This window comes from Roseovarius sp. MMSF_3359, from assembly GCF_030733385.1.
Lineage (GTDB): Bacteria > Pseudomonadota > Alphaproteobacteria > Rhodobacterales > Rhodobacteraceae > Roseovarius.
Map to the genome: position 1 here is coordinate 54,154 of NZ_JASHJC010000016.1, position 25,639 is coordinate 79,792.

26 protein-coding genes and 1 tRNA gene are annotated in these 25,639 nt (G+C 62.2%); 15 read left to right on the plus strand and 12 right to left on the minus strand.

The features are described 5' to 3' along the window. Positions 1 to 43: 43 nt before the first annotated feature. Together RBB29_RS19110 and RBB29_RS19115 are read left to right on the plus strand one after the other, a co-directional pair. Entirely contained in the window at positions 44 to 1,453 is a 1,410-nt protein-coding gene (locus RBB29_RS19110) for an amidase (RefSeq protein ID WP_306116354.1), read from the plus strand. Positions 1,454 to 1,516: 63 nt separating this feature from the next. After that, complete coding sequence (locus RBB29_RS19115; protein ID WP_306116353.1) at positions 1,517 to 2,302, plus strand: DUF2189 domain-containing protein; 786 nt, start codon at positions 1,517 to 1,519, stop codon at positions 2,300 to 2,302. A gap of 1 nt (position 2,303) precedes the next feature. Here the strand turns inward: RBB29_RS19115 and RBB29_RS19120 are convergent, their stop codons facing one another. From RBB29_RS19120 to RBB29_RS19135, 4 genes are all read right to left on the minus strand, one after another. Continuing rightward, complete coding sequence (locus tag RBB29_RS19120) at positions 2,304 to 3,488, minus strand: VWA domain-containing protein (RefSeq protein WP_306116352.1); 1,185 nt, start codon at positions 3,486 to 3,488, stop codon at positions 2,304 to 2,306. A 7-nt stretch (positions 3,489 to 3,495) separates the two neighbouring features. Beyond that, entirely contained in the window at positions 3,496 to 3,666 is a 171-nt protein-coding gene (locus tag RBB29_RS19125; RefSeq protein WP_306116351.1) for a hypothetical protein, read from the minus strand. 3 nt (positions 3,667 to 3,669) lie between these two features. Next, positions 3,670 to 5,037, minus strand: a complete 1,368-nt coding sequence (locus RBB29_RS19130; RefSeq protein WP_306116350.1) for a DUF2927 domain-containing protein — start codon at positions 5,035 to 5,037, stop codon at positions 3,670 to 3,672. A gap of 99 nt (positions 5,038 to 5,136) precedes the next feature. Then, positions 5,137 to 5,976, minus strand: coding sequence for a MoxR family ATPase (locus tag RBB29_RS19135; protein WP_306116349.1), 840 nt, complete (start codon positions 5,974 to 5,976; stop codon positions 5,137 to 5,139). A gap of 158 nt (positions 5,977 to 6,134) precedes the next feature. Here RBB29_RS19135 and dksA point away from each other — a divergent pair, with 158 nt between their 5' ends. Both dksA and RBB29_RS19145 read left to right on the plus strand, forming a co-directional pair. Beyond that, complete coding sequence (gene dksA / locus RBB29_RS19140; RefSeq protein ID WP_306116348.1) at positions 6,135 to 6,590, plus strand: RNA polymerase-binding protein DksA; 456 nt, start codon at positions 6,135 to 6,137, stop codon at positions 6,588 to 6,590. A gap of 173 nt (positions 6,591 to 6,763) precedes the next feature. Continuing rightward, positions 6,764 to 7,966, plus strand: coding sequence for an FAD-dependent monooxygenase (locus tag RBB29_RS19145; protein ID WP_306116347.1), 1,203 nt, complete (start codon positions 6,764 to 6,766; stop codon positions 7,964 to 7,966). Here RBB29_RS19145 and xth read toward each other — a convergent pair. Further along, complete coding sequence (xth, locus tag RBB29_RS19150; protein ID WP_306116346.1) at positions 7,933 to 8,715, minus strand: exodeoxyribonuclease III; 783 nt, start codon at positions 8,713 to 8,715, stop codon at positions 7,933 to 7,935. The two genes, RBB29_RS19145 and xth, sit on opposite strands and share 34 nt — an antisense overlap. A gap of 389 nt (positions 8,716 to 9,104) precedes the next feature. Here xth and RBB29_RS19155 point away from each other — a divergent pair, with 389 nt between their 5' ends. Genes RBB29_RS19155 through RBB29_RS19165 form a run of 3 tightly spaced genes read left to right on the plus strand, consistent with a single transcriptional unit; the run spans position 9,105 to position 11,611 of the window. Beyond that, positions 9,105 to 9,566, plus strand: coding sequence for a DUF6749 family protein (locus RBB29_RS19155; protein ID WP_306116345.1), 462 nt, complete (start codon positions 9,105 to 9,107; stop codon positions 9,564 to 9,566). 54 nt (positions 9,567 to 9,620) lie between these two features. Continuing rightward, on the plus strand, positions 9,621 to 10,697 hold the full coding sequence (locus RBB29_RS19160) for a hypothetical protein (protein WP_306116344.1): 1,077 nt from the start codon (positions 9,621 to 9,623) through the stop codon (positions 10,695 to 10,697). Continuing rightward, entirely contained in the window at positions 10,694 to 11,611 is a 918-nt protein-coding gene (locus RBB29_RS19165) for a DMT family transporter (RefSeq protein ID WP_371931527.1), read from the plus strand. The genes RBB29_RS19160 and RBB29_RS19165 overlap by 4 nt, the downstream gene beginning before the upstream one ends. A 28-nt stretch (positions 11,612 to 11,639) precedes the next feature. Here the strand turns inward: RBB29_RS19165 and RBB29_RS19170 are convergent, their stop codons facing one another. Beyond that, a complete protein-coding gene (locus RBB29_RS19170) occupies positions 11,640 to 11,963 on the minus strand; it encodes an iron-sulfur cluster assembly accessory protein (RefSeq protein ID WP_306116343.1) in 324 nt (107 codons plus the stop codon). 79 nt (positions 11,964 to 12,042) lie between these two features. Here RBB29_RS19170 and RBB29_RS19175 point away from each other — a divergent pair, with 79 nt between their 5' ends. The 8 genes from RBB29_RS19175 (at position 12,043) to RBB29_RS19210 (ending at position 20,639) form a co-directional block, all read left to right on the plus strand. After that, positions 12,043 to 13,212, plus strand: a complete 1,170-nt coding sequence (locus RBB29_RS19175) for a deoxyguanosinetriphosphate triphosphohydrolase (RefSeq protein ID WP_306116342.1) — start codon at positions 12,043 to 12,045, stop codon at positions 13,210 to 13,212. 3 nt (positions 13,213 to 13,215) lie between these two features. After that, complete coding sequence (locus tag RBB29_RS19180; RefSeq protein WP_306116341.1) at positions 13,216 to 15,054, plus strand: sodium:proton antiporter; 1,839 nt, start codon at positions 13,216 to 13,218, stop codon at positions 15,052 to 15,054. Between the two features lie 102 nt (positions 15,055 to 15,156). Further along, positions 15,157 to 16,902 carry an arginine--tRNA ligase gene (argS, locus tag RBB29_RS19185; protein ID WP_306116340.1) on the plus strand — a complete coding sequence of 582 codons (1,746 nt, stop codon included), beginning with the start codon at positions 15,157 to 15,159 and terminating at the stop codon, positions 16,900 to 16,902. Between the two features lie 84 nt (positions 16,903 to 16,986). Continuing rightward, the gene (locus RBB29_RS19190) at positions 16,987 to 17,901 is read left to right on the plus strand and encodes an SPOR domain-containing protein (RefSeq protein ID WP_306116339.1); all 915 of its coding nucleotides are present in this window, start codon (positions 16,987 to 16,989) and stop codon (positions 17,899 to 17,901) included. Further along, complete coding sequence (gene nagZ, locus RBB29_RS19195; RefSeq protein WP_306116338.1) at positions 17,877 to 18,905, plus strand: beta-N-acetylhexosaminidase; 1,029 nt, start codon at positions 17,877 to 17,879, stop codon at positions 18,903 to 18,905. Before RBB29_RS19190 ends, nagZ begins: the two co-directional genes overlap by 25 nt. Next, entirely contained in the window at positions 18,898 to 19,686 is a 789-nt protein-coding gene (locus tag RBB29_RS19200; protein WP_306116337.1) for a ScpA family protein, read from the plus strand. The genes nagZ and RBB29_RS19200 overlap by 8 nt, the downstream gene beginning before the upstream one ends. 4 nt (positions 19,687 to 19,690) lie before the next feature. Beyond that, on the plus strand, positions 19,691 to 20,353 hold the full coding sequence (gene scpB, locus RBB29_RS19205; RefSeq protein ID WP_306116336.1) for an SMC-Scp complex subunit ScpB: 663 nt from the start codon (positions 19,691 to 19,693) through the stop codon (positions 20,351 to 20,353). Positions 20,354 to 20,471: 118 nt separating this feature from the next. Next, a complete protein-coding gene (locus tag RBB29_RS19210; RefSeq protein ID WP_306116335.1) occupies positions 20,472 to 20,639 on the plus strand; it encodes a hypothetical protein in 168 nt (55 codons plus the stop codon). Positions 20,640 to 21,071: 432 nt separating this feature from the next. Here RBB29_RS19210 and RBB29_RS19215 read toward each other — a convergent pair whose 3' ends face one another. The 6 genes from RBB29_RS19215 to plsX all read right to left on the minus strand — a co-directional run bounded on the left by RBB29_RS19215 (position 21,072) and on the right by plsX (position 25,620). Continuing rightward, entirely contained in the window at positions 21,072 to 22,151 is a 1,080-nt protein-coding gene (locus RBB29_RS19215; RefSeq protein ID WP_306116334.1) for a 2'-deoxycytidine 5'-triphosphate deaminase, read from the minus strand. Positions 22,152 to 22,230: 79 nt separating this feature from the next. Then, positions 22,231 to 22,307 (minus strand) — tRNA-Pro (locus RBB29_RS19220). 62 nt (positions 22,308 to 22,369) lie between these two features. Further along, positions 22,370 to 23,116, minus strand: coding sequence for a MerR family transcriptional regulator (locus RBB29_RS19225; RefSeq protein ID WP_306116333.1), 747 nt, complete (start codon positions 23,114 to 23,116; stop codon positions 22,370 to 22,372). A 13-nt stretch (positions 23,117 to 23,129) separates the two neighbouring features. Beyond that, entirely contained in the window at positions 23,130 to 23,432 is a 303-nt protein-coding gene (ihfA, locus tag RBB29_RS19230; protein ID WP_306116332.1) for an integration host factor subunit alpha, read from the minus strand. A gap of 110 nt (positions 23,433 to 23,542) precedes the next feature. After that, the gene (locus RBB29_RS19235; RefSeq protein WP_306116331.1) at positions 23,543 to 24,517 is read right to left on the minus strand and encodes a beta-ketoacyl-ACP synthase III; all 975 of its coding nucleotides are present in this window, start codon (positions 24,515 to 24,517) and stop codon (positions 23,543 to 23,545) included. Continuing rightward, positions 24,514 to 25,620 (minus strand): phosphate acyltransferase PlsX, encoded by a 1,107-nt coding sequence (gene plsX / locus RBB29_RS19240; protein ID WP_306116330.1) that lies wholly within the window; start codon positions 25,618 to 25,620, stop codon positions 24,514 to 24,516. Before plsX ends, RBB29_RS19235 begins: the two co-directional genes overlap by 4 nt. Between the last annotated feature and the right edge of the window lie 19 nt (positions 25,621 to 25,639).

Below are 25,639 nucleotides of genomic sequence, written 5' to 3' on the forward strand. Positions count from 1 at the left end.
AACAGGGGCTTGTATTCGGCCCCGTCGCCACTAGCCTGCGGTGATGGACGATCTTCTTGAAATGGACGCGGGCGCGCTTGTCACCGCAATGGCGACGGGCGAAGTGACCGCCGAGGCGCTGATGGAGGCCACCCTCGACCGGATCGCGGTGGTCAATGGCACGGTCAATGCGGTCGTGTCATTGCGGGACGCTGACGTGTTGCTTGCCGAGGCGCGGGCGGCGGATCAGGCCGCGGACCGGGGGGCCTTTCATGGGCTTCCGGTCGCGGTGAAGGATCTCGCCCATGTGGCGGGGATTGTGACCTCCGAAGGCTCCCCCGCCTTCGCCGATCGCGTCGCGGTTGCCGACGATCTGCACGTGGCGCGGATGCGGGCCGCCGGGGCGATTTTCATCGGCAAGACTAATGCGCCGGAATTCGGCCTGGGCAGCCACACGTTCAACCCGGTCTTTGGTGCCACCCGCAACCCCTATGACCGAGCCGTGACCTGCGGCGGGTCGTCTGGGGGCGCGGCGGTGGCGCTCGCCACGCGCATGACCGCCATTGCCGATGGGTCGGACATGATGGGCAGCCTGCGCAACCCGGCGGGGTGGAACAATGTCTATGGCTTCCGGCCCACATGGGGGCGGGTGCCGGCGGAACCCGCGGGCGATGGCTACCTTCACCAGATTTCGACCAACGGCCCCATGGCGCGCAGCCCGGCGGATATCGCCCTGTTGCTGAACGTCATGGCGGGGCCAGATGGGCGTCAGCCTCTTGGGTTGAAGGCGGACCATTTCAGTGCGGAGGATGCGGAAATTCGCGGTAAGCGGATCGGTTGGCTGCGCGATTGGGGTGGGGCTTGGGCGATGGAGGCGGGCATTCTCGATCTCTGCGAGACCGCTTTGGGCGTCTTTGCCGAGGCCGGGTGTGAGGTCGAAGCCATCCCCGTGCCATTTTCCCGCGATGCCCTCTGGGAAAGCTGGACCGTGTTGCGCAGTTGGGCGGTTTCCGTTGGACTTGCGCCCCTGATGGCGCGCCCGGATACCAGGGCGCAGCTCAAGGACACGGCCATCTGGGAGGCCGAACGCGGTATGGCGCTGAGCGCGGCGGGGGTGCAGGCCGCCAGCGAAATCCGCACCGAATGGTTCCGCGCCGCCGCAGCCCTTTTCGATCGCTACGATGCGCTGGCAGCGCCTACGGCGCAGGTCTGGCCTTTTGCCATCGACACCGCCTATCCGACCGAGATCGCGGGGCAGGGGATGGATACCTATCACCGCTGGATGGAGGTGATGATCCCCGCGAGCCTGGTCGGCCTGCCAGCCCTCGCGGTGCCAGCAGGGTTCGGCGCCCATGGCCTGCCCATGGGGATGCAGATCATCGGGCGGCATGGCGACGATCAGGGTGTCCTGACCCTCGGCCAGGCCTATCACCGCCGGACGCTTTGGCCGCAAAAACGTCCCCCCGAAATATGAACCTGACTTACATCTTTTTTACCGGCCCCCCGCCGCGATACGGTGCGGCGAGGGAGGTTTGGTATGGATGATGTGATAACGCCTGAACACGGTGTGCCCGACCTGGGCCGGGTGACGTTTCCGATGTTGGGCGAGGCGCTCCGCCGGGGTTGGAGCGATATGAAACAGGCGCCCGGCTATGCGGTGCTTTTCGCCGGGACCTACGTTCTGCTCGGCTGGGTGATGGTCTGGATCACCTTGGCGACGGGGCATAGCTATTGGCTTATCTTCGCCGCTGTCGGGTTCCCCTTGATCGGCCCCTTTGCCGCCGTTGGGCTTTACGAGGTGAGCCACAGGCTCGACGAAGGCCGTGCGCTCGACATGCCGGGTGTGCTGGGGGTCATAGCGCATCAGCGACGACGGCAATTGCCGTCGATCTGCGCCATTATCATCATCGTCTTCCTCTTTTGGTTCTTCCTGGCGCATATGATCTTCGCGCTCTTTCTTGGCCTGTCGACAATGACCAATATCTCGTCATCCTATGCGGTGTTCCTGACCGGCAACGGGCTGGCGATGCTGGCGGTCGGGACACTGGTGGGTGGCATATTTGCGCTCTTGCTTTTCATGATCACGGTCATCGCGCTGCCGCTCCTGCTGGACCGGGAGGTGGATTTCGTGACCGCTATGATAACGAGCTTTCAGGTGGTGCAGCGCGACCTGCTCCCGATGCTGACCTGGGCCGCTCTGATCGCGGGTCTTACGTTTCTTGCGCTGCTGCCGGGCTTCCTGGGGCTCTTTATCGTGCTGCCGCTTCTGGGTCATGCGTCATGGCATCTTTACCGGCAGTTGCGGGAGGCGGGTGCGGCTTAGCTCAGCGCACCAGCTCTTTCATCCCGGCCTCGATGCCCGACAGGGTCATCGGCACCATGCGGCCTTCGAAGATCTCGTGGATCATGGTGATCGACTGGGTGTAGCGCCAGTGCTTTTCCGGCACTGGGTTGATCCAGAGGTTCGAAGGCCATTGATCGCGCGCGCGGTTCAGCCAGACCTGCCCGGCCTCCGGGTTCCAATGTTCGTTCGCGCCGCCGGGATAGACAATCTCGAAAGGAGACATTGAGGCGTCGCCCACGAAGATACACTTGTAATCCGATCCGTAGGTCCGAAGGATTTCATCGGTTGGCGTCTGCGCATCCCACCGGCGGCGGTTGTCCTTCCAGACCCCTTCATAAAGGCAGTTATGGAAGTAGAAATGTTCGAAATGCTTGAATTCCGCGGCAGCGGCGGAGAAAAGCTCTTCGACCACCTTCACATGGGCATCCATCGACCCGCCCACATCGAGAAACAGCAGCACCTTGACCGCGTTGCGCCGCTCGGGCCGGGTCTGCACGTCTAGGTATCCGTGCTCGGCGGTGGCGCGGATCGTGCCGTCCAGGTCGAGCTCCTCCGACGCACCGTCGCGCGCCCACCGGCGCAGGCGTTTAAGCGCCACCTTGATGTTGCGCGTACCAAGCTCGACACTGTCATCGAAGTTCCGGAATTCGCGCTTGTCCCACACCTTGACCGCCCGTTGATGGCGGCTTTCGTGTTGCCCGATGCGGATGCCTTCGGGGTTGTAGCCATAGGCGCCAAAGGGCGAGGTGCCTGCGGTGCCGATCCATTTGTTCCCGCCCTGGTGGCGGCCCTGCTGCTCTTTCAGACGCTCCTTGAGCGTCTCCATCAGCTTGTCGAACCCGCCAAGCGCCTCGATCTCGGCCTTTTCGGCATCGGTCAGGTGCTTTTCGGCCATCTTGCGCAACCAGTCTTCCGGCAGATCGACGGCCTCCATGACCTGCTCGGCAGTGATCGCCTCCAGCCCTTCGAAACTGGCGGCAAAGGCGCGGTCGAACCGGTCGATGTTGCGCTCGTCTTTGACCATCGCGGTGCGGGCCAGGTAGTAGAACCCGTCGATGTCATAGGTGGCCAGCCCGACACTCATCCCTTCGAGAAATGTCAGATATTCCCGCAAGCTGACCGGCACCCCGGCCTTGCGCAGATTATCGAAGAAGGGAAGGAACATGCCGCGCTCAGATCACTGCCGCGCGGTGAATGAGCAGCGTGATGAAGAGCCCCGCCATGGTGAAGATCAGGAAAAAGACAAAGGCGTATTGCAGGATGTCGGCCAACCGACCCTTGCGGCGCCACGCGACCAGGGCGCCGGTGATGGTGCCAAGGATGGCCCCCAGAAGTACGATCATGTTCTACCCGTCCGATGTATTCGCCGCGCCGACAACGGTGATTTCGCGCTGTTTCGCGCGCCTCGCCCATTCGGCGCCGAACCCGTACCGCGCCCAGCCGAGACTGTCCAGACGCACCGCCTCGGCTTCGCGGTGGCGGCCCATCAGGTCAAGCGCCTCGGCCCGCAGGAGCAGGAGGTTGGCCAGCAAGGCCGCGTTTTCGTGCCGCTCGGCGGTGGCCATATGCGGCGCGACAAAGGCAAGCGCCCGCGGGCCGTCTCCTTTCAGGATTGCGGTCGCGGCCAGTTGCGAGGCGGAATAGGCCCGGTGCAGCGACGTTCCGGGTGTCCGGCGATAATATCGGTCGGCGTCCAGGAAATGCTGATAGGCGCGGTCGGGATCCGAAAAGCGCAGGACCCGGCCCACGGCGAAATGGCTGAAGGCGCGGCGATGATCCTGCCAGCCGCGGGACTTGGCAATGCTGAGCGCGTCCCGTGCCGCTGCCGTGCGCTGCCGGTCGCCCGCGCCCGGGCCAAGGGCGGTCTGTATCGCCCGAATCCAGGCGCGCGGCGTCTCGGGCGCGTAGACCGGCGAGAGTTTGTCACCCGACGGGTTATAGCGCGACAGGATCGCGGGGAGCTTTGCCGCGACCTGCTCGCGGGTCATGCCCGAGCGCAGCTCCGGCGCGTAGTAGGTGCGCAAGATCAGCATGTCGAACCCGGTCAGGACCGTGTGCACATTGTCATCATTGAAGACGCTGTCGGGCAGGCGATAAAGGTCGTTGAGCGGGCCGATCGCCTGGGCCAGTTCTTCGTGCAGGCAATCGCGTGCCTCCTGTGGGCTGACGTCGTTCGGCAGGAAGATCGCCAGCTTCTCGCGGGTCCGGAGTTGCGACCAGTTGGTGATGCCCTGGCGTCGGGCGCGGCGGTATTCCGAGAGGCTCGAAATGTTGGGGACTACGAAACACGCGGCCTTGGGCAGGTAGCGTTGGATGTCGCTGCGGCTGACGGCGTGGATGGTGATGTTGGCGCCCGGGCCGGTCACGCGGCGGACGTTGATGCCAGCCTCGGTCCGCAGACGCCTGATCAGCCGGTTCAGGTCGGGACCAAGCGTGGGTGGCGGCGCGCCGGTGACCCGCACCGTGATCGGTCCTTCGAACCGGGAAAACACCGAGAGAGAGCGGCCGGATTCCAGCGTGAAGCTGAGGTCGAGGAAATCGCGCTGAATATCCCGGTTCGACCGCGCGGGCCGTTCCGGGCGCGGCACCGAGAATGATTTCATTGCCGGAAGCGAGATTTGCGAGCCGCTTGAAGCGCGCGTCGGCAGGTCGCGGGCAGGCCCGGTTGCACAGCCGGCCAGTGCCAGAAACAGCGGTACCATCAATAAACGCATCAGAACCCTCAAACCGTTGCCCTGCCACACTATAATCGGTGTGCGCCGTCGATCAACTCCGCGTCCGCACAACATATGGCGGAACCCGCCGATGGCAGATTACCGCTGACTTCTAGCCATGAAGGCCAGCCGCTCGAAAAGGTGCACATCCTGCTCGTTCTTCAAAAGCGCCCCGTGCAGTTTTGGCAAGGCATCGGCACCACCACGGCGGAGATCCTCGGCGTCGAGATCCTCGGCAAGGATCAGTTTGAGCCAGTCGAGCACCTCGGAGGTGGACGGCTTCTTCTTGAGGCCGGTCTGTTCCCGGATCTCATAGAACTGCGTCAGCGCGGTGGTCAAAAGTGCGTCTTTGAGCCCCGGGTGATGCACTTCCACGATCTTGCGCATCGTGTCCATGTCCGGGAAGCGGATATAGTGAAAGAAACACCGGCGCAGGAAGGCGTCGGGCAGTTCCTTTTCATTGTTGGAGGTAATGATGACCACGGGCCGGTTCTTGGCGCGGATCGTCTGGCCGGTCTCGTAGACGTGGAACTCCATCTTGTCGAGTTCCTGCAAAAGGTCGTTGGGAAACTCGATATCGGCCTTGTCGATCTCGTCAATGAGCAGCACGACTTTGCTCTCGGCCTCGAAGGCCTGCCAGAGCTTGCCCTTGCGGATGTAGTTCGAGACGTCATGCACACGTTCCTCGCCCAACTGGCTGTCGCGCAACCGGCTGACGGCGTCATATTCGTAAAGCCCCTGCTGTGCCTTGGTCGTGGATTTGATGTTCCATTCGAGCATTTCGAGGCCCAGGGACTGCGCCACCTGCTTGGCCAGCTCCGTTTTTCCGGTGCCGGGCTCCCCCTTGACCAGCAGTGGACGCTCCAAAGTTACCGCAGCGTTAACCGCGATTGTCAGGTCATCGGTGGCGACATAACTGTCGGTGCCCTGGAATTTCATTCTTTTTCAACCCTTTTCATGGCATTTAACGACAATGGCAGACCGCAAACTAGCGGCAACCGCAATTCACATCAATGGCGCGTGATTGGCTAGTGACAATCCTTTTTTGCGGGTGTAAACGCAGCGCATTGGGGTGCCACATGTCTGAGGAGAAGACCATGCCGGACACTGGCCTTGATAAGGGAGAAGACATGAAAGCGGAAACTTTTCTGCCTGACGATTATCGTCCTGCCGAAGACGAACCTTTTATGAATGAACGACAGCTGGAATATTTCCGCCGCAAACTGATTGATTGGCGCGATGACCTGCTGGAAGAGAGCCGCGATACGATTGAAGCGTTGCAGGATGGTACACGGGCAATCCCCGATGTCGCCGACCGCGCCAGCGAAGAGACCGACCGTGCGCTTGAGTTGCGGACCCGTGACCGTCAGCGCAAGCTGGTTGCCAAGATCGACAGCGCCTTGCGCCGGATCGACAACGGCGAATACGGCTATTGCGAGGTCACCGGAGAGCCGATCAGCCTGAAGCGGCTGGATGCACGTCCGATCGCAACCATGAGCCTTGAGGCGCAGGAGCGCCACGAGCGCCGTGAGAAAGTTCATCGCGACGATTGATCGCGGGGTTCGATGACAAAAGATAAGGCGCCGGGGCTTTCGCTCCGGCGTTTTTCGTTTCACTAAGGCTACGCAACTTTTGTTGACGTGCCGGCATCGCCCCGAGGGGAAAGACGCGGGCGAGAGACAGCAAGAAGCGATTCTATACAAGAACCGGATGGCCCCAGAGTGTCATGGCGTTAACGGATATGAAAATCGTTGTGATCGGCGCGGGCATTGGCGGGCTTGCGGTGGCGCGCGCCTGCGCCCTGCGCGGCGCTGACGTGACGGTCCTTGAACAAGCCGAAGCCATCAAGGAAGTCGGCGCGGGGTTGCAGATCAGCCCGAACGGTTTTGCCGTCCTGCGCGCCTTGGGCCTCGGCGACGCGGTCACCGATGCGTCGGTCCGGGCAGAGGCCGTGGCGCTCCACGATTATCGCCGGGGGCAGGTGGTCCGGCTCGATCTGACGCAGTTGGCGTCGCGCGACTATTTCTTCACGCACCGCGCCGATCTGATCGACCTCCTGGCCGCCGGTGCGCGGGCGGCGGGCGTCAAGATCCGCCTGCTGCAAAAGGTCGATGCCATCACCCCGGGCACCACGCCGCGTGTTGACCTGGCCAACGGGGCGTCGGTTACGGCAGACCTTGTGATCGGTGCGGACGGCCTGAATTCCCGCCTGCGCCCGGTTCTGAACGGCAGGTCGGCGCCGTTCTTTACCCGTCAGGTGGCGTGGCGTGGCGTTGTGCCAAACCGCGCGGGCAGGGGGCCGGAGGCCCATGTCCATATGGGGCCGCACCGCCATGTGGTGAGCTACCCGTTGCGCGGTGGAGATATGCTCAACATCGTTGCGGTGCAGGAACGCGCCGCCTGGGCCTCGGAAAGCTGGAGCCAGAAGGACGATCCGGTCGCGGTTCAGGCCGCTTTCGGTGACTTCTGCCCCGAGGTGCGCGACATGCTGGGCGCGATCGAGACGGTCAATCTCTGGGGACTTTTTCGTCATCCGGTGGCCCCGATCTGGCACCGGGAGGGGACGGCGCTCCTGGGCGATGCGGCCCATCCGACATTGCCGTTCCTGGCACAAGGGGCCTCAATGGCGCTCGAAGATGCCTGGGTCCTTGCAGATGCGCTATCGACCGACCTGCCGCGCGATCAGGCGCTGCAATCCTATCAGGCACGGCGCGAGGCGCGGGTGCGTCGGGTGGTCGCTGCGGCCAATGGCAATGCGCGCAAATATCACCTGTCGCTTCCGCCGCTGCGGTGGGCGGCCCATGCGGCGTTGCATCTGGGCGGTGCACTGGCCCCGGTGCGGATGATGCGCCAGTTTGACTGGCTCTACGGCCACGACGTCACCGACTGCGCCGGTCAGGCGTCCAGTTCGACCCAGATCGGTACGTGATCTGAAGGTTTTTCTCGCGCGCGGGTCTCTTTGTCGATCTGGCAATCCCTGAGCAGGTCCGCCGCCTGCGGTGTCAGCAGGAAATGGTCGATCCGGATGCCGTCATCGCGGTTCCACGCCCCGGCCTGGTAATCCCAGAACGTATAGTGGCCCGGACCCTGCGTCCGGCTGCGAAAGGCTTCGGTAAAACCCAGGTTCACGATCCGCCGATATGCGGCTCGGCTTTCGGGGCGGGCAAGGGCGTCTTCGCGCCAGGCGTCGGGTCGCTTGGCGTCTTCGTCTTGCGGGATGATGTTGTAATCCCCGGCCATCAGCGCGGGCTCTTCGGCGGCGAGCAACTCTGCCGCGCGGGTCTTCAGGCGTTCCATCCAGGCGAGCTTGTAGTCGTATTTCGGCCCCGGCGCCGGGTTGCCATTGGGCAGATAGAGCCCGCATACCCGAACCGCCGTCTTGTCGCCCATCACCGTGGCTTCGATCCAGCGGGCCTGCTCGTCGGTATCATCACCGGGCAGTCCCCGTGTCACATCCTCAAGCGGGCGTTTCGACAGGATTGCCACCCCGTTGAAGCTCTTCTGCCCGTGGGTTTCGACAATGTAACCCTTGTCCTCGAAAAGTTCTCTCGGGAAGTTCTCATCGATGGATTTGATCTCCTGGAGCAGCACCACATCGGGTTGCGCCTCATCAAGCCAGTCGGGCAGGGCCTGAATCCTGGCCTTGATGCCGTTGATGTTGAAACTGGCGATTTTCATGGCCCGACCCCCGGTTCTGTCTCGCGTCCTCTATCGCGCAGCGCGTCGCCGCAGACAAGGGCTGATCGGCGAATCGAGGAGGGTCGTCTTGTCGGTCTCTTCGAGTGATTCTGATGATAAGTTTGTGGATAAGCTGGGGAAAACTTTGATAAAAATACTTGACAAGTGTAAAATGTGAAAAAATTTAACACGAAAATCCTATTGAATTTTCAGAAACTTGCGGCTCTACCTTCGATTGAATTCCGGCGGGAATAACCCCTTAAAGATGTTAACGTCCTTGGCAAAACACGTTTAACGTGCAAGCGTTTTTGTGCTGCAATCACACAACCTGGGAGACGAAAATGTCCGCAATTCGCAAAGAAATATCGGCTGCAAAAGTTAACAAATCATTGCCTGAGACCAGCCTGCATGGCGGCGAGGCGGTGGAAGCGTTCACCTCTTCGATGGGGCCCGCAACCACCGCCCTGGCTGGCCGGGGTGACGCGGTCGAGATGTTTACCTCGTCGATGGTCGAAATGTTCACCTCCTCCATGGGGCCATCGACCACCGCAGACGCCCGTCAGGGGGACGGGGTTGAAATGTTCACGTCGTCCATGGGGCCCGCAACAACCGCCGAAGCCGGTGCCGGCGAAGCGGTCGAGATGTTCACGTCGTCGATGGGTCCTGTCGCCGCTGGAAAGACCGGATCGGGGGATGCGGTGGAGCTTTTCACCTCTTCCATGGGGCCGGTGACCGCAGGCAGGACATCGGAAGGCGAGGCGGTTGGTGCCTTCACGTCTTCGATGGCACCCAAGGCCGAGGCCGACACCACCGAGGGCGATGGCTGCGAGATCTTCACGTCGAGCATGTAAGACACCGCAACGGAACGGGGCAGAGGCCCGATTTCTGCCATGGAGGGAAAAGTCATGACAAATATCGTTCGCCTGCACACCCCGTTCCGACCAAACAGCACGGCCGCCCGGCAGGCGGCCCTGCTGACCACGTTTGCCGACCATCGCCGGTTCGGGGATGATGTGTTCTGGCTCAAAGAAAATGCCGAGGCGCTGAACGTGCTGGAATGCACCGGTGCCGAACTGAGTGCCGAGGCGCTGTCGGTTCATGGCGGTTTCTACGAAGATATTGAAAAGCGCATGGGCTTTTTCCCGCAATACTACCGCTTTCTCCTGTCGATCTGTCTTGATCTGGAAGATCTGGGCATCCCAGGGCGCAAAGGCGCGCAGTTGGCCCATTGGGTGGCGGCACAGAACCTGGTCGAAGCCGAGATTTCCGACCTGCAACGGGCCGAAGCGCGCCGGCTGTGTCTAAGGCGCGGTGTCGACCCGCTCGGCAGGGACGAGGGGCTGGACGACCGCTTGCGGCTTTTTGCCCGCCGCTCGAACACCTTTGCCATGCCCAACAAGAAGGCTGCATATGAGCTGACCCATATCGTGTTCTACCTGTCGGAATACGGGCGGCAGGATCCGCAACTTGATGATGCTTTTGTCGAAAGCCTGAAATTCGCCGGGACGCTGGCGTTTCTCGATCTGAATGTCGATCTGCTGTCCGAGATTTGTATCGCGCTGCGTTTCGCCGGGCAGCAACCCTCGGAAATCTGGGAAAACTGGTTGGTGTCGCAGGCGCAAGGGTTCGTTCTGCAGGAGGACCCGGATGGCCCAGTGCAGGATGACTATCACCAATACCTGATGGTCAACTGGTTCATGAAGGTGGCGGACAAAGGTGGATTTGGCGCAAGTATTCCCCAAGGCCGGGTGACCTTCCACCAACCAACACCGTCGGCCCTGCCGCTGCGCGAGCTGTCGGAATGCGTCTATGAAATGGGCGAGGCGCGCAGCGACGACTGGCAGGCGATGCGCGGCCCCGTGTCGGACCACCTGTCGGAAGAGGCCTATACCGTCCTGACCGCTGCCGAGGCCGCCAATGACCGGTTCGATGCGTTTTTCGCCGGATTTGCCCGCGTCGGCCTGCACGGAGCGATCGCGTGAGGGCCGGGGCCATCCTCGGGCCGGTTACGGCGGGGGTTCTGCTGACCGCGCTCTACACGATGCTGATCTCAAGCGCCGATGGCATCACCAAGATGTTCGCCGCCACCTATGCCGCGCCGCAGCTCTTTGCCCTGTCTGGCGGCGTCGTTGCCGCGCTCAGCGTCCTGGCGAACCGTCGGGGGGGCGGGTCGCGCGGCATGCGCACCACCTGTCCCGGCGCCATGGCGATCCGGGTGCTGGCCACGGTGGCGGGGACGGTGGCGTTTTTCTACGCCTTCCGGCTCTTGCCCTTTGCCGAGGTATTCCTGTTCATCGCGATGATCCCGCTCTTCGCCGCCCTGATGTCCGGTCCGTTCCTGGGCGAGGCGGTCCGACCGCAGGTTTGGGTGGCCCTTGCGCTTGGCGCGGTCGGCGTGATGTGCCTTTTCCCGCATGGGATCAGTTCGGTGGGCTTTGGACATCTGGTGGCGCTTGCCGCGGTGGTTTTGGGAACCGTGTCAATGGTCGCTTCGCGCTATATCGGGCGGCGCGACGACAACCTTCTGGCGCAGGTCTTTTACCCGAACCTGGCGCTCATGGTGGTCATGGGGGCGGCGCTGCCTTTCGTCTTCACGCCGATGGCGCTTGCGGATATCGGCTGGGCGTTGGCCTATGCGGTGCTTCTCTTCGGCGCGCGGTGGGTGCTGGTCGCGGCGCTCAAGATGCTGCCCGCCTATGTGGTCACGCCGCTGATGAACCTGCAATTCCTCTGGATGGTTGGAATCGGCATGGTGGTGTTCGGAGAGGTGCCGGGTGGCATGGTCTTCTGCGGGGCGGCGATCATCATCTGCGCCGGGGCATGGCTGGTCTATGATCAGGCGATCGCTGCGACGAAACCGGCACCGGTCAAACCCCGGATCATGCCCGCGGAATGACGTTAGCTCTGTCCGGCAGTTCTTTGTTTTACATGGAAAATGATGTGCCGCATCCGCAGGAGCTGCTGGCATTCGGGTTGTCGATCACGAACCGTGCGCCGATCAGCTCTTCGGTGAAATCAATCGTGGCCCCGGCGAGAAACGGCAGGGACACGCTATCGACCACCACCTTCTGCCCCAGACCTTCAAGCACCAGATCATCCTGCGCCGGGGCGTCGAGTTTGATCTCGTACTGAAACCCCGAACATCCGCCACCTTCGACCGCGACGCGCAGCGCCTGACCGTCATCGCCCGCACCGATTTCGGCGAGGCGGGAAAAGGCACGATCCGTGACTTTGGGCGGCAGGTTCATTTCGGACTTCCCAAACGGTTTCTAATGACGTCACGATGCAATATATGGACCGCAGGAACAGGCGACAAGGACAACCATAATGAAAGCGCCTTATGCATCGGACCCGGCCGCATCGCGGGGACGTCTGGTGACAGAAGAAGAAAGCGCCTTTCGCTCCTGTTATCAGCGGGATCGGGACCGGATCATCCATTCCAGCGCCTTTCGCCGCCTCAAGCACAAGACGCAGGTATTCGTCGAGCATGAGGGCGACTACTTCCGCACCCGCCTGACCCATTCGATCGAGGTGGCGCAGGTCGCGCGGACAATCGCCGGGGCTTTGAAGCTCAATGGGGAGTTGACCGAGGCCGTGGCGCTTGCCCATGACCTCGGCCACACGCCCTTTGGCCACACTGGCGAAGATGCACTCGATGCGATGATGGCGCCCTATGGCGGGTTCGATCACAATGCGCAGGCGGTCCGTATCGTTACCTCTTTGGAGCGGCATTATGCGGAATTCGAAGGGCTGAACCTGACCTGGGACACGCTTGAAGGCATCGCCAAGCATAATGGTCCCGTCACCGGTGTTCTTCCCTATGCGCTGGCGGATTATAACGCGATGCATGATCTGGAACTCCATACCCATGCCAGTGCCGAGGCGCAGGTGGCCGCGTTGGCCGACGATATCGCATATAACAACCACGACCTGCATGACGGGCTGCGGGCGGGGCTCTTTACCGAAGAAGATGTGCGCAAGCTGCCGATCATCGGGCCATGTTACGCGGCGGTCGATGCCAAGTACCCCGGTCTCGACGGCTACCGGCGCCGTCACGAAGCGTTGCGGCGCGTGTTTGGTGTGATGGTCGAGGATGTCATCATCACGTCAACCGGGCTATTGGCAAACGCGGCGCCGGACGATGCGGCGGCGGTCAGGGGTCTTGGGCACCCGGTCATCCGATTTTCCGACGGGCTCTGGCAGGAGCTGCGCGAGATCCGCGAGTTCCTTTTTGCGCGCATGTACCGCGCGCCGAGCGTGATGGAAATGCGCCGCAAGGTCACCGGGATCGTCGAAGAGCTTTTTGCGTTTTTTCTGGAAACGCCGGAACATCTTCCCGATCAATGGCGTAGAGATATTGAGAACGCGACGGATGAGACGGCATTGGCGCGCATTGTCAGCGACTACATCGCCGGCATGACCGACCGTTTCGCCCGGCAGAGCCATGCGCGCCTGCTGGGTGTTCCGGACACTATCGGCGAACAGGGAGTGGCATAGAAAATGGCAGTTGAGGCAGCGGCGGGCATGCCGCCCGTCATGGGATTTGCGCTGGTGGGCGCGTTGGGTGTGGGCGCGCAATGGCTAGCCTGGCGGCTCAGGATGCCCGCGATTGTGCTGATGCTGCTGGCGGGGCTTGCCGTGGGGCCGGGTCTTGGGATTTTCGATCCGCGCGAGGATATCGGGCCGCTGATGCAGCCGATGATCGCGATTGCGGTGGCCATTATCCTCTTCGAAGGCGGGCTGACCCTCAACATCGAAAGCCTGCGGAGTGCCGCCGTCGGTGTTCGACGTCTGGTCTTTGTCGGCGCACCGGTGGGGTGGCTGGGCTCGACCCTCGCGTTGCATTACGTGGCCGGGCTAAGCTGGGCCACCTCGGCCGTCTTCGGCGGCATCATGATCGTGACCGGCCCGACGGTGATCGCACCGCTTCTGCGGCAGGCGCGGCTGCGCAAACGGCCTGGGCAGTTGCTGCAATGGGAGGCGATCGTCAACGACCCCATTGGTGCGTTGGCTGCGGTTCTTGCCTTTGAACTTGTCCTGGTCATGCAGGCGTCCGAGACCATCGGCGACGCGGCTTTCTCGATGCTGAGCGGCATTACCGTGGCAACGATCCTCGGACTCGCCGCCGGCTGGGCCCTCTCCGAGGCGTTCCGCCGCGCGTATGTTCCGGAATACATGAAAGTGCCGGTGCTCTTTGCCGTGCTCCTGGGCGTCTTCGCGCTGTCTGATTACGTCCTGCACGAAAGCGGGCTTCTGGCGGTGACCGTCATGGGCATCTGGATGGCGAACGCGCATCTGCCGAGCTACACTGAGCTGCGGCGCTTCAAAGAACACGCCACGGTGCTTCTGGTCTCGGGCGTGTTCATCCTGCTGGCCGCGTCGATGGATATCGAGACGCTTTCGAAACTGAGCTGGCCTGCTGTTTTCTTCCTTCTTGCCGTGATCTTCGTCGTCCGTCCGCTGACGGTCATGATCTCGCTGGCGTTTTCCAACGTCCCGATGAATGAACGCTTCCTGGTGGCCTTCACCGGGCCGCGTGGCGTGGTCCTGGTTGCGGTGGCGGGGCTGTTCGGCGAACGGCTCGTGGCCGCGGGGATCGAGGATGCGGCGGTCCTGTCGCCGCTGGCCTTCGCGCTGGTGGCGGCCACGGTTGTGTTGCACGGCTTCTCCCTGCGCCCCTTCGCGCGGTTCCTGGGCCTGGCTGGGGGCGATACACCCGGCGTCATCATCGTGGGTGGGTCGCAGTTCTCGACCTCGCTGGCGCAGGAGTTGCAGAAACATGAGGTCGAGGTTCTTGTCGCCGACAGCAACCGCGCCCGGTTGCGCCGCCCGCGCGAGGCTGGTGTGCCGGTCTTTTTCGGCGATATCCTGTCGGAGGCCGCCGAACACGGGGTCGAATTGATGAGCTTTGGCCGCGTCGTCGCGATCAGTGACAATGAAGCCTATAACACGCTTGTCGCCACCGATCTCGCGCCGGAGTTTGGCCGCGATAATGTCTTTCAGCTGAAGCAGGCGAAGCAGGAAAACAAACGCCACGCGCTGCCGCCATCGCTCGGCGGGCGGCCCTTTGCGGCGGGCATGAGTTTCCTGGAGATCGCGCGGCATATGCAGGCGAGGTGGGAAGTGCGCTCCACCCGCCTGACCGAAACGTTCACCCTTGAGGATTGGCAAGAGACCAATCCAGAGGCAATCCCGCTGGCCGAGATCGGCGGGCAGGGCGCGCTGCGTCTTCTGGATGAAAATGCCAAGCTGAAGGCCGAGGCGGGGACGCGGATCCTGTGGTTGGGTCCGAACAATGATGATCCGGCTCCGGCCGATGGTGATGCGGCCCCGGCCTGATCTGTTGCTGGTGGCCCCGGATGGTTTGCTCAGGTCGAATGACACGTTGACCCCCGGCCTGTCAGTGGGTAACCCACGCGCAACGCTGGAAGGAATGTTGCGATGAATGTGTTCACCGAAATTCGGGAACTTGTGCTGGAAACGCTGGCGATACTTCAGGCCGAGGGCGCGCTGCCTGGCGGGCTGGATTTTGCCAACGTGGCGGTCGAGCCGCCGCGCGATGCCGCCCATGGGGACATGGCCACGAATGCCGCGATGGTACTTGCCAAGCCTGCGGGCCTCAAGCCGCGTGATATTGCCGAGGCGCTGGCCGCCAAGCTGACCGATGACGCGCGCATCACAAGCGCCGAAGTGGCTGGCCCGGGCTTTCTGAACCTGCGGCTGGACCCGCAGCTTTGGCAATCGGTGCTGCGCGCGGCGCTCGCGGTGGGCGACGATTTCGGTCGCTCAACCATGGGGCAGGGCGCGAAGGTCAACGTGGAATATGTCAGCGCCAACCCCACGGGGCCGCTGCATGTCGGCCACACACGCGGCGCGGTCTTTGGCGATGCACTGGCGAGCCTGCTGGATTTCACCGGCCATGACGTGACGCGCGAATATTACATCAACGATGGCGGCGCGCAGGTCGATGTGCTGGCGCGGTCGGTTTACCTGCGCTACCTCGAAGCGCATGGGCAGGCCGTGGCGTTCGAGGATGGCACCTATCCCGGTGACTACCTTATTGCCGTCGGGCAGGCGCTCAAGGACAAGGTGGGTGACGCTTATGTGGATCAGCCCGAGGATGTCTGGCTTCTGGATGTGCGCGAATTTGCCACCGAGGCGATGATGGACCTGATCCGTGCCGACCTGAAGGCGCTTGGCGTCGAGATGGACAAGTTCTATTCCGAAAAATCGCTCTATGGCACCGGTCGGATCGAAGAGGCGCTGGAGGCGCTCAAGGCCAAGGGCCTGATCTACGAGGGCGTGCTGGAGCCGCCCAAGGGCAAGAAGCCCGAGGATTGGGAACCGCGGGAGCAGACGCTCTTCAAATCGACCGAACATGGCGATGACGTGGACCGCCCGGTGATGAAATCCGACGGAAGCTGGACCTATTTCGCCCCCGATATCGCCTATCACTATGACAAGGTCACGCGCGGGTTCGATGCGCTGATCGACGTCTTCGGTGCCGATCACGGCGGGTATGTCAAGCGGATGAAGGCGGCGGTCAGTGCGCTCAGCGATGGCAAGGTGCCGCTCGATATCAAGCTCACGCAACTCGTGAAGCTCTACAAGAATGGCGAGCCGTTCAAGATGTCCAAACGGGCGGGGACCTTTGTCACCCTGCGCGACGTGGTTGACCAGGTGGGCGCCGATGTGACCCGCTTCGTCATGCTGACTCGCAAGAATGACGCGCCGCTCGATTTCGACTTCGACAAGGTACTGGAGCAGTCCAAGGATAACCCGGTTTTCTACGTGCAATATGCCAATGCGCGGGTGAACTCGGTTTTGCGCAAGGCGCGCGAGGCCGGGATTGCCGTGGATGACGCGGAACTCGGCGCGGCTGATCTTGCGCTGCTGACCCACGAGGCGCAGATTTCGGTCGCAAAGAAGGTGGCGGAATGGCCGCGCCTGGTCGAAATTGCGGGCCGCACGAATGAGCCGCATCGCGTGGCGTTTTACCTCTATGATCTGGCCAGTGAATTGCATGCGCTTTGGAATCGTGGCCATGATGAGCCGTCGCTGCGCTTTCTCGATGAGGCGGACCCGGCCGGAACGCAGGCGAAAATTGCGCTGGCGCGTGCCGTAACCGTTGTTATTTCCGCCGGTCTTGGTATTCTGGGGGTAACTCCGGCAGAAGAGATGCGGTAACAACCGCACGTCAAAAATCGCTGGGGATGAGGCAGATCATATCAACCCCGGCCGTCACGTTGCGCCGGCGGAAAGAGGCGAGACATGGCACAGGTATACGGTACGCAGCAGATCGCTGCCCCCACGCGAGCACAAGCACTCAAGAAGCTGACGAACTTTCTCGGCGCGGCGATATCGGTTGGCCTCGTCGCCGGGATCGGTGTTTGGGGCTACAAGCTGCTGGTCCGTGACGTGAGCGGCGTGCCGGTGGTGCGCGCTGCCGAAGGCCCGATGCGGGTGCAACCCGATGACCCGGGTGGGGAGCAGGCCTCGAACCAGGGGCTGTCGGTCAACGATGTTGCCGCTGTCGGGGCCGCGTCCGATCCGGCGGACCGCCTTGTTCTGGCGCCGGAGCCTTTGGAGTTGTCGCTTGAGGATGAACCGGCATCCGCCCTGAGGGCCGAAGCCCAAGAGGAGGAAGATCGCGCAACGCCGACCGCCGAAGCCGGTGAGCCCGTACCGCAAACAGCCGCGGATGAAGAGGCGCTGCAACTGGCTTCGGTCGATGCCTTGGTGGCCAGGATCGTCAAGGATGTAGAGCCGATCGAAGGGTTTGAAGCGGACGCCGCCGAAAAAGCGCCCAAGGTCGAGGGCGGTTTGAGCAAGTCCCTGCGCCCGCATATTCGCCCTGCCGCATTGCAAGCGGGCACGGCTCCCGCGCCAACGCCAGCATCGGCCCCCGCCGAAGTCGAGGCGAGCGCCATTCCTGTCGGCACCCGTCTGGCACAGCTTGGCGCCTTTGAAAGCGCCGAGATCGCGCGCAGCGAATGGGCGCGGCTCAATGGCAAATTCGGCGAATATCTCGAAGGCAAACAGCGCGTGGTGCAGAAGGCTCAAAGCGGCGGGCGGACGTTTTACCGGTTGCGCGCCATGGGGTTTGCCGACCTGAGTGACGCGCGCCGCTTCTGCTCGGCACTGGTCGCGGAAAACGCCGAATGCATTCCGGTGGTCACCCGTTGAGCCGATTTGGGGCCACGATCCTTGATGCCGAAGGGCTGCGCCTGACGGCAGAGGAAAAACGGTTCTTTGCGCAGGCCAATCCCTTCGGCTTTATCCTGTTTGCCCGCAATATCGACACGCCCGATCAGGTGCGCGCGCTTTGCGCGGAGATGCGCGACGCCGTCGGGCGCAACGCGCCGATTACGATCGACCAGGAAGGCGGGCGCGTGCAGCGGCTGCGCTCCCCGACCTGGCGCGAATGGCTGCCGGCGCTCGACCATGTGACCGCGTCGGGTGAGGCGGCGGTGGAGGCCATGTATCTGCGCAACCGGATCATTGCCCAAGAACTACATGCGCTTGGCATCGACAGCAATTGCGCGCCGCTCGTGGACGTGGCCGCGCCCGCCACGCATGATTTCCTGAAGAACCGCTGCTACGGGTTTGATCCCGATAGCGTGGCGCAGATTGGCCGCGCGGTGGCGGACGGGTTGCTGGATGGTGGTGTGTTGCCGGTTGTCAAACACATCCCCGGTCACGGACGCGCCGTTGTGGACAGCCATCTGGACCTGCCCGTGGTCAGCGCCGGGCTGGACGAGTTGGACCGCGTGGATTTCGCCCCGTTCCGGGCCCTGAACGACCTGCCGATGGGGATGACCGCGCACCTGGTCTATGACGCGGTGGATGATCGCCCGGCCACGACCTCGCCGGTGATGATGCAGGTGATCCGCGACCAGATCGGCTTTGACGGTCTGGTGATGACGGACGATATCTCGATGAAGGCGCTGAAGGGGTCGCTCGGGCAGATCGCGCAGGAGGCGCTGGCGGCGGGATGCGATGTGATCCTGCACTGCAACGGAACACTCGATGCGCGCCGCGAGGTGGCCGAGGCCGCCGGTGAGATGGACGACCTGGCGCAGCGCCGCGCGGAAACGGCCCTTGCGCAGCGGAAAACACCGGATGAGGTTGACATTCCCGCCCTTGAGGCAAAGCTTGGCGCGCTGATCGGTGGGCCGGGGAATGTCTGAGAACGATTTCGAAAATGTAAGCAGCTTCGACAATGTCGCGGACCGCATGGCGGCCGAGGCGTTGATCGTGGATGTGGACGGGTTCGAGGGGCCTTTGGACCTGCTCTTGATGCTGAGCCGGACGCAGAAGGTTGATCTGCGCAAGATCTCGGTCCTGGAGCTGGCGAAACAATACCTGGGCTTCGTCGAGAAGGCTAAGGCACTCAGGATCGAGTTGGCGGCGGATTACCTCGTCATGGCAGCCTGGCTGGCCTTCCTGAAATCCCGCCTGTTGCTACCACCGGATCCGACCGAAGAAGGACCATCAGGCGAAGAACTGGCCGCGCATCTGGCCTTCCAGCTGGAACGCTTGCAGGCAATGCGCGAGGCGGCGGCGAGGCTCATGGCGCGGGACCGTTTGGGGCGCGATTTCTTTGCCCGGGGCATCCCCGAAGATGTAATGCGCATCAAGCGGGTGACCTATACGGCGACATTGCTCGACCTGATGCAGGGCTATGCACGTATCCGGACTAAAGATGAATTCCGCCCTTTCGTAATGGACCGCGACGCGGTGTTCACGCTTGAACAGGCGTTGGAACGGATGCGCGGCCTGATCGGCTTTGCCGGAACCTGGACAGACATATCAAGCTATCTGCCTGACGGATTCACGACCGACCCCGCGCGGCGGCGGTCGGCCACGGCCTCGACCTTTGCCGCCTCGCTGGAGCTGGTGAAAGAAGGCAAGGTCGAGATCAGGCAATCAGAGGTTTTCGCGCCCATCGAGTTGCGGCGCAAGGATTAAGAGTATGACGGAAGAGATTGAAGACGAAGGTGAAAGCCTCTTTGAGGCGCCGCCAATGGGCGAGCAGGAGCGGATGTGCGAGGCGATTCTCTTTGCCACTGCCGAACCGATCACCGTGCGCGAATTGGAATCCCGCATGCCCCATGGCAGCGACGCGGCCGAGGCGCTTGTGCATCTGCGCAAACGCTATGAGGGGCGCGGCGTGAACCTTGTGAAGGTTGGCGATGCCTGGGCCATGCGCACCGCGCCGGATCTGGGTTTCCTGATGCAGCGCGAGACAATCGAGACGCGCAAGCTGAGCCGTGCGGCGACCGAGACCTTGGCCATCATCGCCTATCACCAGCCGGTCACCCGCGCCGAGATCGAAGAGATCCGCGGCGTGTCCGTCAGCCGCGGCACAGTTGACCAGTTGCTGGAGATGGAATGGATCCGTTTCGGGCGGCGCAAGATGACGCCGGGGCGGCCGGTGACTTTCGTGGTGACGCAGACCTTCCTGGATCACTTCGGGTTGGAAAGTGCACGCGATTTGCCGGGCCTCAAGGAGTTGCGATCGGCTGGCTTGCTCGAAAACCGGCCACCGCCCGGTACCATGCCGCAGCTTGGCGATGGCGACGAGGATGCCGAAGAAGAGACCAATGAGGGGCAGAACGAGCTTTTCGAGGATTGATCCACGGGGGCCAATTCGAAGCGGTTCACAAACAATTTTCAAAGATTTTGCCGGGATCGCCCAGAATATTTCATGATTTGATGCTATATAGACCCCTGAGGCATGTAAGGAGGGCGCCATGAACGCCAATCAAATCATCAACATGATCGTCCGGACGGTCATGCGCAAGGTTATCCGTTCAGGGGTGAATGCAGGCATGGACGCGGTCGGTTCCCGCATGAAGCGGGGCAAAACGGCCAAGGGTCACGGCACGGATTCAGTCGACGCACCGAAACGCATGGACTGACGCGGTTCGAATATCCATCGAACGTCTCGGAAAGCCCGCCAGAACAGGGCAGGTTGCGGATAACAACCAGTTCTAACTTGAAAAAACTGCGCGCTGACGCCGCCATATAGCGGCGCGGTGCGTATCGGTGCAGGCGTCAGTCCGCGGGTATCAGCTGATGCTGCGGCGCATGGCCCGAGGGGGCGCCGGACCGCGTTTCGATGAAGTCCTGTATCGACAAATACGCGACAAAGAGGGACAGGCCGGCGAGAATAACGAGAGGCCGAGAGGGTAATTTTCGCAACAAATGCAAGTTCTAAATCCTACTGATAGTACAACTTATGGTAAACTAAAGCTTTAACACTAAATATTAAGGATGAGTTAATGTCTATCCTTTCGGATAGGTTTTCTGCGATTCCGGCATAAATTCGCCTGAACTCTGGCGGCTGAAATTCAGCCCGGTGTTTTGAAGTGTTTGGAGAGCTTCAGACCCTGGCCCTGGTAGTTGGAAGAGATGCCGGCGCCGTAAAGTTGATCGGGAACCTGATCCATTTTTTCATAGACCAGCCGCCCCACGATCTGCCCGTGTTCAAGGACAAACGGGGCCTCGTGGCAGCGCACTTCCAGCACCCCACGCGAGCCCGCGCCGCCCGCCGCGCTATGGCCGAAACCGGGATCGAAAAAGCCCGCGTAATGGACACGGAATTCGCCGACCATCGCCAAATAGGGCGCCATTTCGGCCGCATAGGATGGGGGGATATGCACCGCCTCGCGGCTGACCAGGATATAGAACGCGCCCGGGTCGAGGATGATGTGATCCCCGTCGGCATGCACCTCTTCCCAGAAATCTGCCGGGTCATAATGGCCGATCAGGTCGAGGTCGATCACGCCGGTATGTGGCTTGGCGCGGTAGCCCACAAGCGTTGTGTCCGTGGGCTTGAGATCAACGGAAAACCCGAGGCCGTCATCAATCACCGCCTCGCCATCGACCAGCGGGGTATCGTGATGAAGGGCGCTCAGCGCGGCATCGTCAAGGACGGCCTGACCTTCGCGGAACCGGATCTGGTTCAGGCGCATGCCGGGGCGGACCAGCACCGAAAACGACCGCGGACAGATCTCGGCATAGAGCGGGCCGCGATACCCGGCTGCGATCCGGTCGAATTCTTCGCCGCTGTCGGCGATCGTCCGGGTCAGCAGATCAAGCCGCCCGGTGGAGGATTTGGCATTGGCCACGGCGGTGACATCCGCGGGCAGGTCGAGCGATTCCATCAAAGGGACCACGTAGACGCAGCCCTTTTCCAACACGGCCCCGTCTTCAAGGTCGATCCTGTGCATCTCGAAATCCGCGAGGCGCTCGGCAACGGATCGGCCCTGACCGGCAAGGAACGAGGCACGAACACGGTAGGCGGTTGTGCCGAGGCGCAGATCAAGGCTCGCGGGCTGAATTTGTTCGGGGATAATGGCCGGTGAGGCCGAAATCCGGCCATCCGTGATCAACCCCTTAAGCTGCTGACTGGAAAGAACACCGGTCATGTTCCATGCCCCCTGGCGGCTCCGCGCGCCCCCGGCGCAGGCCCCGGACGGGGGATCGGGGCGGGGATCGTGGTGAAAATGGTCGGGCTAGCAGGACTCGAACCTGCGACCTTCCGTCCCCCAGACGGACGCGCTACCAGGCTGCGCCATAGCCCGACGATTTGGCTTTCATACTGGTTTTCACACCGGGGACAAGCGTTAAATCCCAATTTCTTGCCCTAGCCGTCCTGACCCGTGCCATTCCCGCCGCCGGTCTGGCGCAGACGGTCCAGCACATCGGCCAGACGGTCGGCCATCTCGCCCGAGACGGGTGCCTTCAGCGTGCCCATTTGCGCCAGGATGCCGGGGTCGGCCCTCACATCATCGGCGGGATCATCGGGGGTGTCGACCACGCTCGGTTTGGGGGCAGGGGGCGGTGTATCGGGTTCCTCTTCCTGCACCTCTTCCGAGGTTTCGGCGGGCGCGTCTTCGGTAACCGGACGGTGCGAAAAGCTCGGCATGACGGGTGGTGGATCGTCGGTGGCATCATCCGCGACCGGCGCTGGATCCGTTGGCGCTTCCGGCGCCTCAGGTTCGGCAGGTGGCGCCTCCTGGGGTGTGGCGTCGAGCACCGGTTCTGTCTCGGGCTGCTCCAGCGGGGGCGCTTCGGCCTCGACCGTCACGGCCTTGTCTTCGGCGGCGGTGATATCATCGAGCGGCTGAGAATGCCCGGCCACATGTTTGACGCCGTGTTCGCGCAGCAGTTTCTGTACGCCCTTGATCGTCATGCCATCGCTGTGCAGCAGTTTCTTGATGCCCCCGAGCAGGAGCATGTCCGACGGTCGGTAATACCGCCGACCGCCCGCGCGTTTCACGGGCTTGACCTGGGCAAACTTGCTTTCCCAAAAGCGCAGGACATGGGCCGGCGTGTCCAGCCAGTCGGCAACCTCGCTTATTGTTCGGAAAGCGTCGGCGGATTTGGCCATAAGCGCCCGTTTCCTAACGCTTGTTACCGGCGGCGACACGATCTTTCATCAGGTGCGAAGGGCGGAACGTCAGAACCCGGCGGGGGTTGATCGGCACCTCTTCACCGGTCTTCGGATTACGACCGATACGCGCAGATTTGTCGCGGACCGAGAAGGTACCAAAGGACGAAATTTTTACCTGTTCACCACGCACCAGGGCGTCCGACATGTATTCAAGAACATTTTCAATCAACTGAGCCGAGTCGTTGCGCGAAAGTCCGACCTCGCGGAAAACCGCTTCGCTCAAATCCATTCTGGTTAACGTTTTTTCGCTCATCACATCCCCTCTGTCTTTGGAGGACTTTAGGGCGAAGGGATTTTCCGAGTCAATGTCAACGACTTGCCGAATGCTCTTTAAGCGAATGATTTCCCATATTTGGGGGCCGTTCACCAGCGCAGGACAACCGCTCCCCAGGCAAGACCGCCGCCGATGGCCTCGGAAACGATAAGGTCACCCTTGTTGATGCGCCCTTCGGCGGCGCCCACAGACATGGCGAGGGGAATCGATGCAGCCGACGTGTTGCCGTGATCCTGCACCGTGACGATGACATGATCCATCGGCACGCCCATCTTTTTCGCGGTGCCCTGGATGATGCGGATATTGGCTTGGTGCGGGACGATCCAATCCACATCCGCACTGCTCAACCCGGCTTTTTCAAGGGCGGTATCGGCGGTGGAGGTCAGCTTTTCGACGGCCTGGCGGAAAAGGGGGTTGCCCTGCATCCGCAACTTTCCCGAGGTGCCGGTCGAGGAGACCCCGCCATCGACATAGAGCATGTCGCGGTAACGTCCGTCGGAATTGATGTCCGCCGACAGGATGCCGCGATCGTCGCTTGTCCCGGCGCCGTCCTCGGCCTCGAGGATCAGCGCCCCGGCGCCATCGCCAAAGAGCACGCAGGTCGCGCGGTCGGTCCAGTCCATGATGCGGCTGAAGGTTTCGGCACCGATCACCATGACGCGCTTGGCCTGACCCGACACGATCAGCGCGTTCGCATTGGTCAGCGCAAAGACGAAACCGGCGCACACCGCCTGCACGTCGAAGCCGAAACCGCGGGTCATGCCGAGTTTTTGCTGCACCATCGTGGCGACGGAGGGAAAGGTCAGGTCCGGGGTCGAGGTGGCCACGATCAGCGCGTCGATCTCATCTGCGGCAAGCCCCGCATTCTCAAGCGCGTGCTCAGCCGCACGGACGGCGAGATCCGATGTGGTCTGTCCTTCGGCGGCGAAGTGGCGGCGTTCGATCCCGGAGCGGGTCCGGATCCATTCATCCGACGTGTCCAGCGTCTTTTCGAACGCGGAATTCGGCACGATACGGTCTGGAAGGTAATGTCCGACCCCTTGCACGACGGCCCGCAATGTCATTGATTTTCACCGTCGGAATTGGCCTCAGTTGGCTCATCTTGGTCAAGCATTGCGGCAGATGCAACCCGTGCCGCCAGTTTTTCCGAAAAGCCGGACTGCGCGAGTTCAAAAGCCAGTTTCACGGCCGAGGAAATGCCCGTGGCGTCAGCCGCACCGTGGGATTTCACCACCGTGCCGTTCAATCCCAGGAAGACACCGCCATTGGCGCGCCGCGGGTCGATTCGTTTCTTCAGCCGTTGCAGGGAAGTGTAGGCCAGTACCGACGCGAGGCGCGATAGCGGCGAATACTTGAACGCCTCTTTCAGCAGATCGGAGATCAGGCCGGCAATGCCTTCGCCGGTCTTGAGCGCCACGTTGCCGGTAAACCCATCGGTGACGATCACGTCGCAGACATCGCCCGGAAGTTCACGGCCCTCGACAAACCCGACGAAATCGAAATCCGCCCGGCGCGCATTGGCGTCGATCAGGTCATAGGCCTCTTTCAACTCGGCGCGGCCCTTGTGCTCTTCGGTGCCGACATTCAGCAGCCCGATTCGAGGCCGCTCCAGGCCAAAGCCGTTGCGGGCATAAGAGGTCCCCATCAGCGCGTATTGCATGAGGTCCTTGGCATCCGCCCGGATATCGGCACCGCCGTCGAGCATGATGTTGAAACCCTGCGGATTGCTTGACGGCCACATCACCGCGATGGCGGGGCGGTAAATGCCACTCAACTTGCGCAGACGCAGGATCGACAGGGCCATCAGCGCGCCGGTGTTGCCACAGGACACGCACACGGTCGCCTCGCCATTGCGCACGGATTCGAGCGCCGACCACATCGAGGTTTTCTTGCCCGTGCGCATCACCTGCGCGGGCTTGTCTTCCATCGACACGACGTCCTTGGCATCACGAATCTCGCAGCGATCCGCGAGATGCTTGCGCTTGGCCACAAGCCGTTTCAGCTCATTCGCCGCACCATGCAGGATGAACCCGATATCCGGATTCTTTTTCGCCGAAAGCGAAATACCGGCGACAACTGCCGCCGGTCCCAGATCGCCACCCATGGCGTCAACGGATATGATGGTGCGCCCCGCACCGGCCTGGGACTGATCCTTGAGCACGGTCATTCGGGCGAGCGTCCTTCAG

What these genes read in the sequence shown, in the direction of transcription:
- RBB29_RS19110 (WP_306116354.1), top strand. Translation starts at nt 44, where the DNA reads ATGGACGATCTTCTTGAAATGGACGCGGGCGCGCTTGTCACCGCAATG.
- RBB29_RS19115 (WP_306116353.1), top strand. Translation starts at nt 1,517, where the DNA reads ATGGATGATGTGATAACGCCTGAACACGGTGTGCCCGACCTGGGCCGG.
- RBB29_RS19120 (WP_306116352.1), bottom strand. Translation starts at nt 3,488, where the DNA reads ATGTTCCTTCCCTTCTTCGATAATCTGCGCAAGGCCGGGGTGCCGGTC.
- RBB29_RS19125 (WP_306116351.1), bottom strand. Translation starts at nt 3,666, where the DNA reads ATGATCGTACTTCTGGGGGCCATCCTTGGCACCATCACCGGCGCCCTG.
- RBB29_RS19130 (WP_306116350.1), bottom strand. Translation starts at nt 5,037, where the DNA reads ATGCGTTTATTGATGGTACCGCTGTTTCTGGCACTGGCCGGCTGTGCA.
- RBB29_RS19135 (WP_306116349.1), bottom strand. Translation starts at nt 5,976, where the DNA reads ATGAAATTCCAGGGCACCGACAGTTATGTCGCCACCGATGACCTGACA.
- dksA (WP_306116348.1), top strand. Translation starts at nt 6,135, where the DNA reads ATGCCGGACACTGGCCTTGATAAGGGAGAAGACATGAAAGCGGAAACT.
- RBB29_RS19145 (WP_306116347.1), top strand. Translation starts at nt 6,764, where the DNA reads ATGGCGTTAACGGATATGAAAATCGTTGTGATCGGCGCGGGCATTGGC.
- xth (WP_306116346.1), bottom strand. Translation starts at nt 8,715, where the DNA reads ATGAAAATCGCCAGTTTCAACATCAACGGCATCAAGGCCAGGATTCAG.
- RBB29_RS19160 (WP_306116344.1), top strand. Translation starts at nt 9,621, where the DNA reads ATGACAAATATCGTTCGCCTGCACACCCCGTTCCGACCAAACAGCACG.
- RBB29_RS19170 (WP_306116343.1), bottom strand. Translation starts at nt 11,963, where the DNA reads ATGAACCTGCCGCCCAAAGTCACGGATCGTGCCTTTTCCCGCCTCGCC.
- RBB29_RS19175 (WP_306116342.1), top strand. Translation starts at nt 12,043, where the DNA reads ATGAAAGCGCCTTATGCATCGGACCCGGCCGCATCGCGGGGACGTCTG.
- RBB29_RS19180 (WP_306116341.1), top strand. Translation starts at nt 13,216, where the DNA reads ATGGCAGTTGAGGCAGCGGCGGGCATGCCGCCCGTCATGGGATTTGCG.
- argS (WP_306116340.1), top strand. Translation starts at nt 15,157, where the DNA reads ATGAATGTGTTCACCGAAATTCGGGAACTTGTGCTGGAAACGCTGGCG.
- RBB29_RS19190 (WP_306116339.1), top strand. Translation starts at nt 16,987, where the DNA reads ATGGCACAGGTATACGGTACGCAGCAGATCGCTGCCCCCACGCGAGCA.
- nagZ (WP_306116338.1), top strand. Translation starts at nt 17,877, where the DNA reads ATGCATTCCGGTGGTCACCCGTTGAGCCGATTTGGGGCCACGATCCTT.
- RBB29_RS19200 (WP_306116337.1), top strand. Translation starts at nt 18,898, where the DNA reads ATGTCTGAGAACGATTTCGAAAATGTAAGCAGCTTCGACAATGTCGCG.
- scpB (WP_306116336.1), top strand. Translation starts at nt 19,691, where the DNA reads ATGACGGAAGAGATTGAAGACGAAGGTGAAAGCCTCTTTGAGGCGCCG.
- RBB29_RS19210 (WP_306116335.1), top strand. Translation starts at nt 20,472, where the DNA reads ATGAACGCCAATCAAATCATCAACATGATCGTCCGGACGGTCATGCGC.
- RBB29_RS19215 (WP_306116334.1), bottom strand. Translation starts at nt 22,151, where the DNA reads ATGACCGGTGTTCTTTCCAGTCAGCAGCTTAAGGGGTTGATCACGGAT.
- RBB29_RS19225 (WP_306116333.1), bottom strand. Translation starts at nt 23,116, where the DNA reads ATGGCCAAATCCGCCGACGCTTTCCGAACAATAAGCGAGGTTGCCGAC.
- ihfA (WP_306116332.1), bottom strand. Translation starts at nt 23,432, where the DNA reads ATGAGCGAAAAAACGTTAACCAGAATGGATTTGAGCGAAGCGGTTTTC.
- RBB29_RS19235 (WP_306116331.1), bottom strand. Translation starts at nt 24,517, where the DNA reads ATGACATTGCGGGCCGTCGTGCAAGGGGTCGGACATTACCTTCCAGAC.
- plsX (WP_306116330.1), bottom strand. Translation starts at nt 25,620, where the DNA reads ATGACCGTGCTCAAGGATCAGTCCCAGGCCGGTGCGGGGCGCACCATC.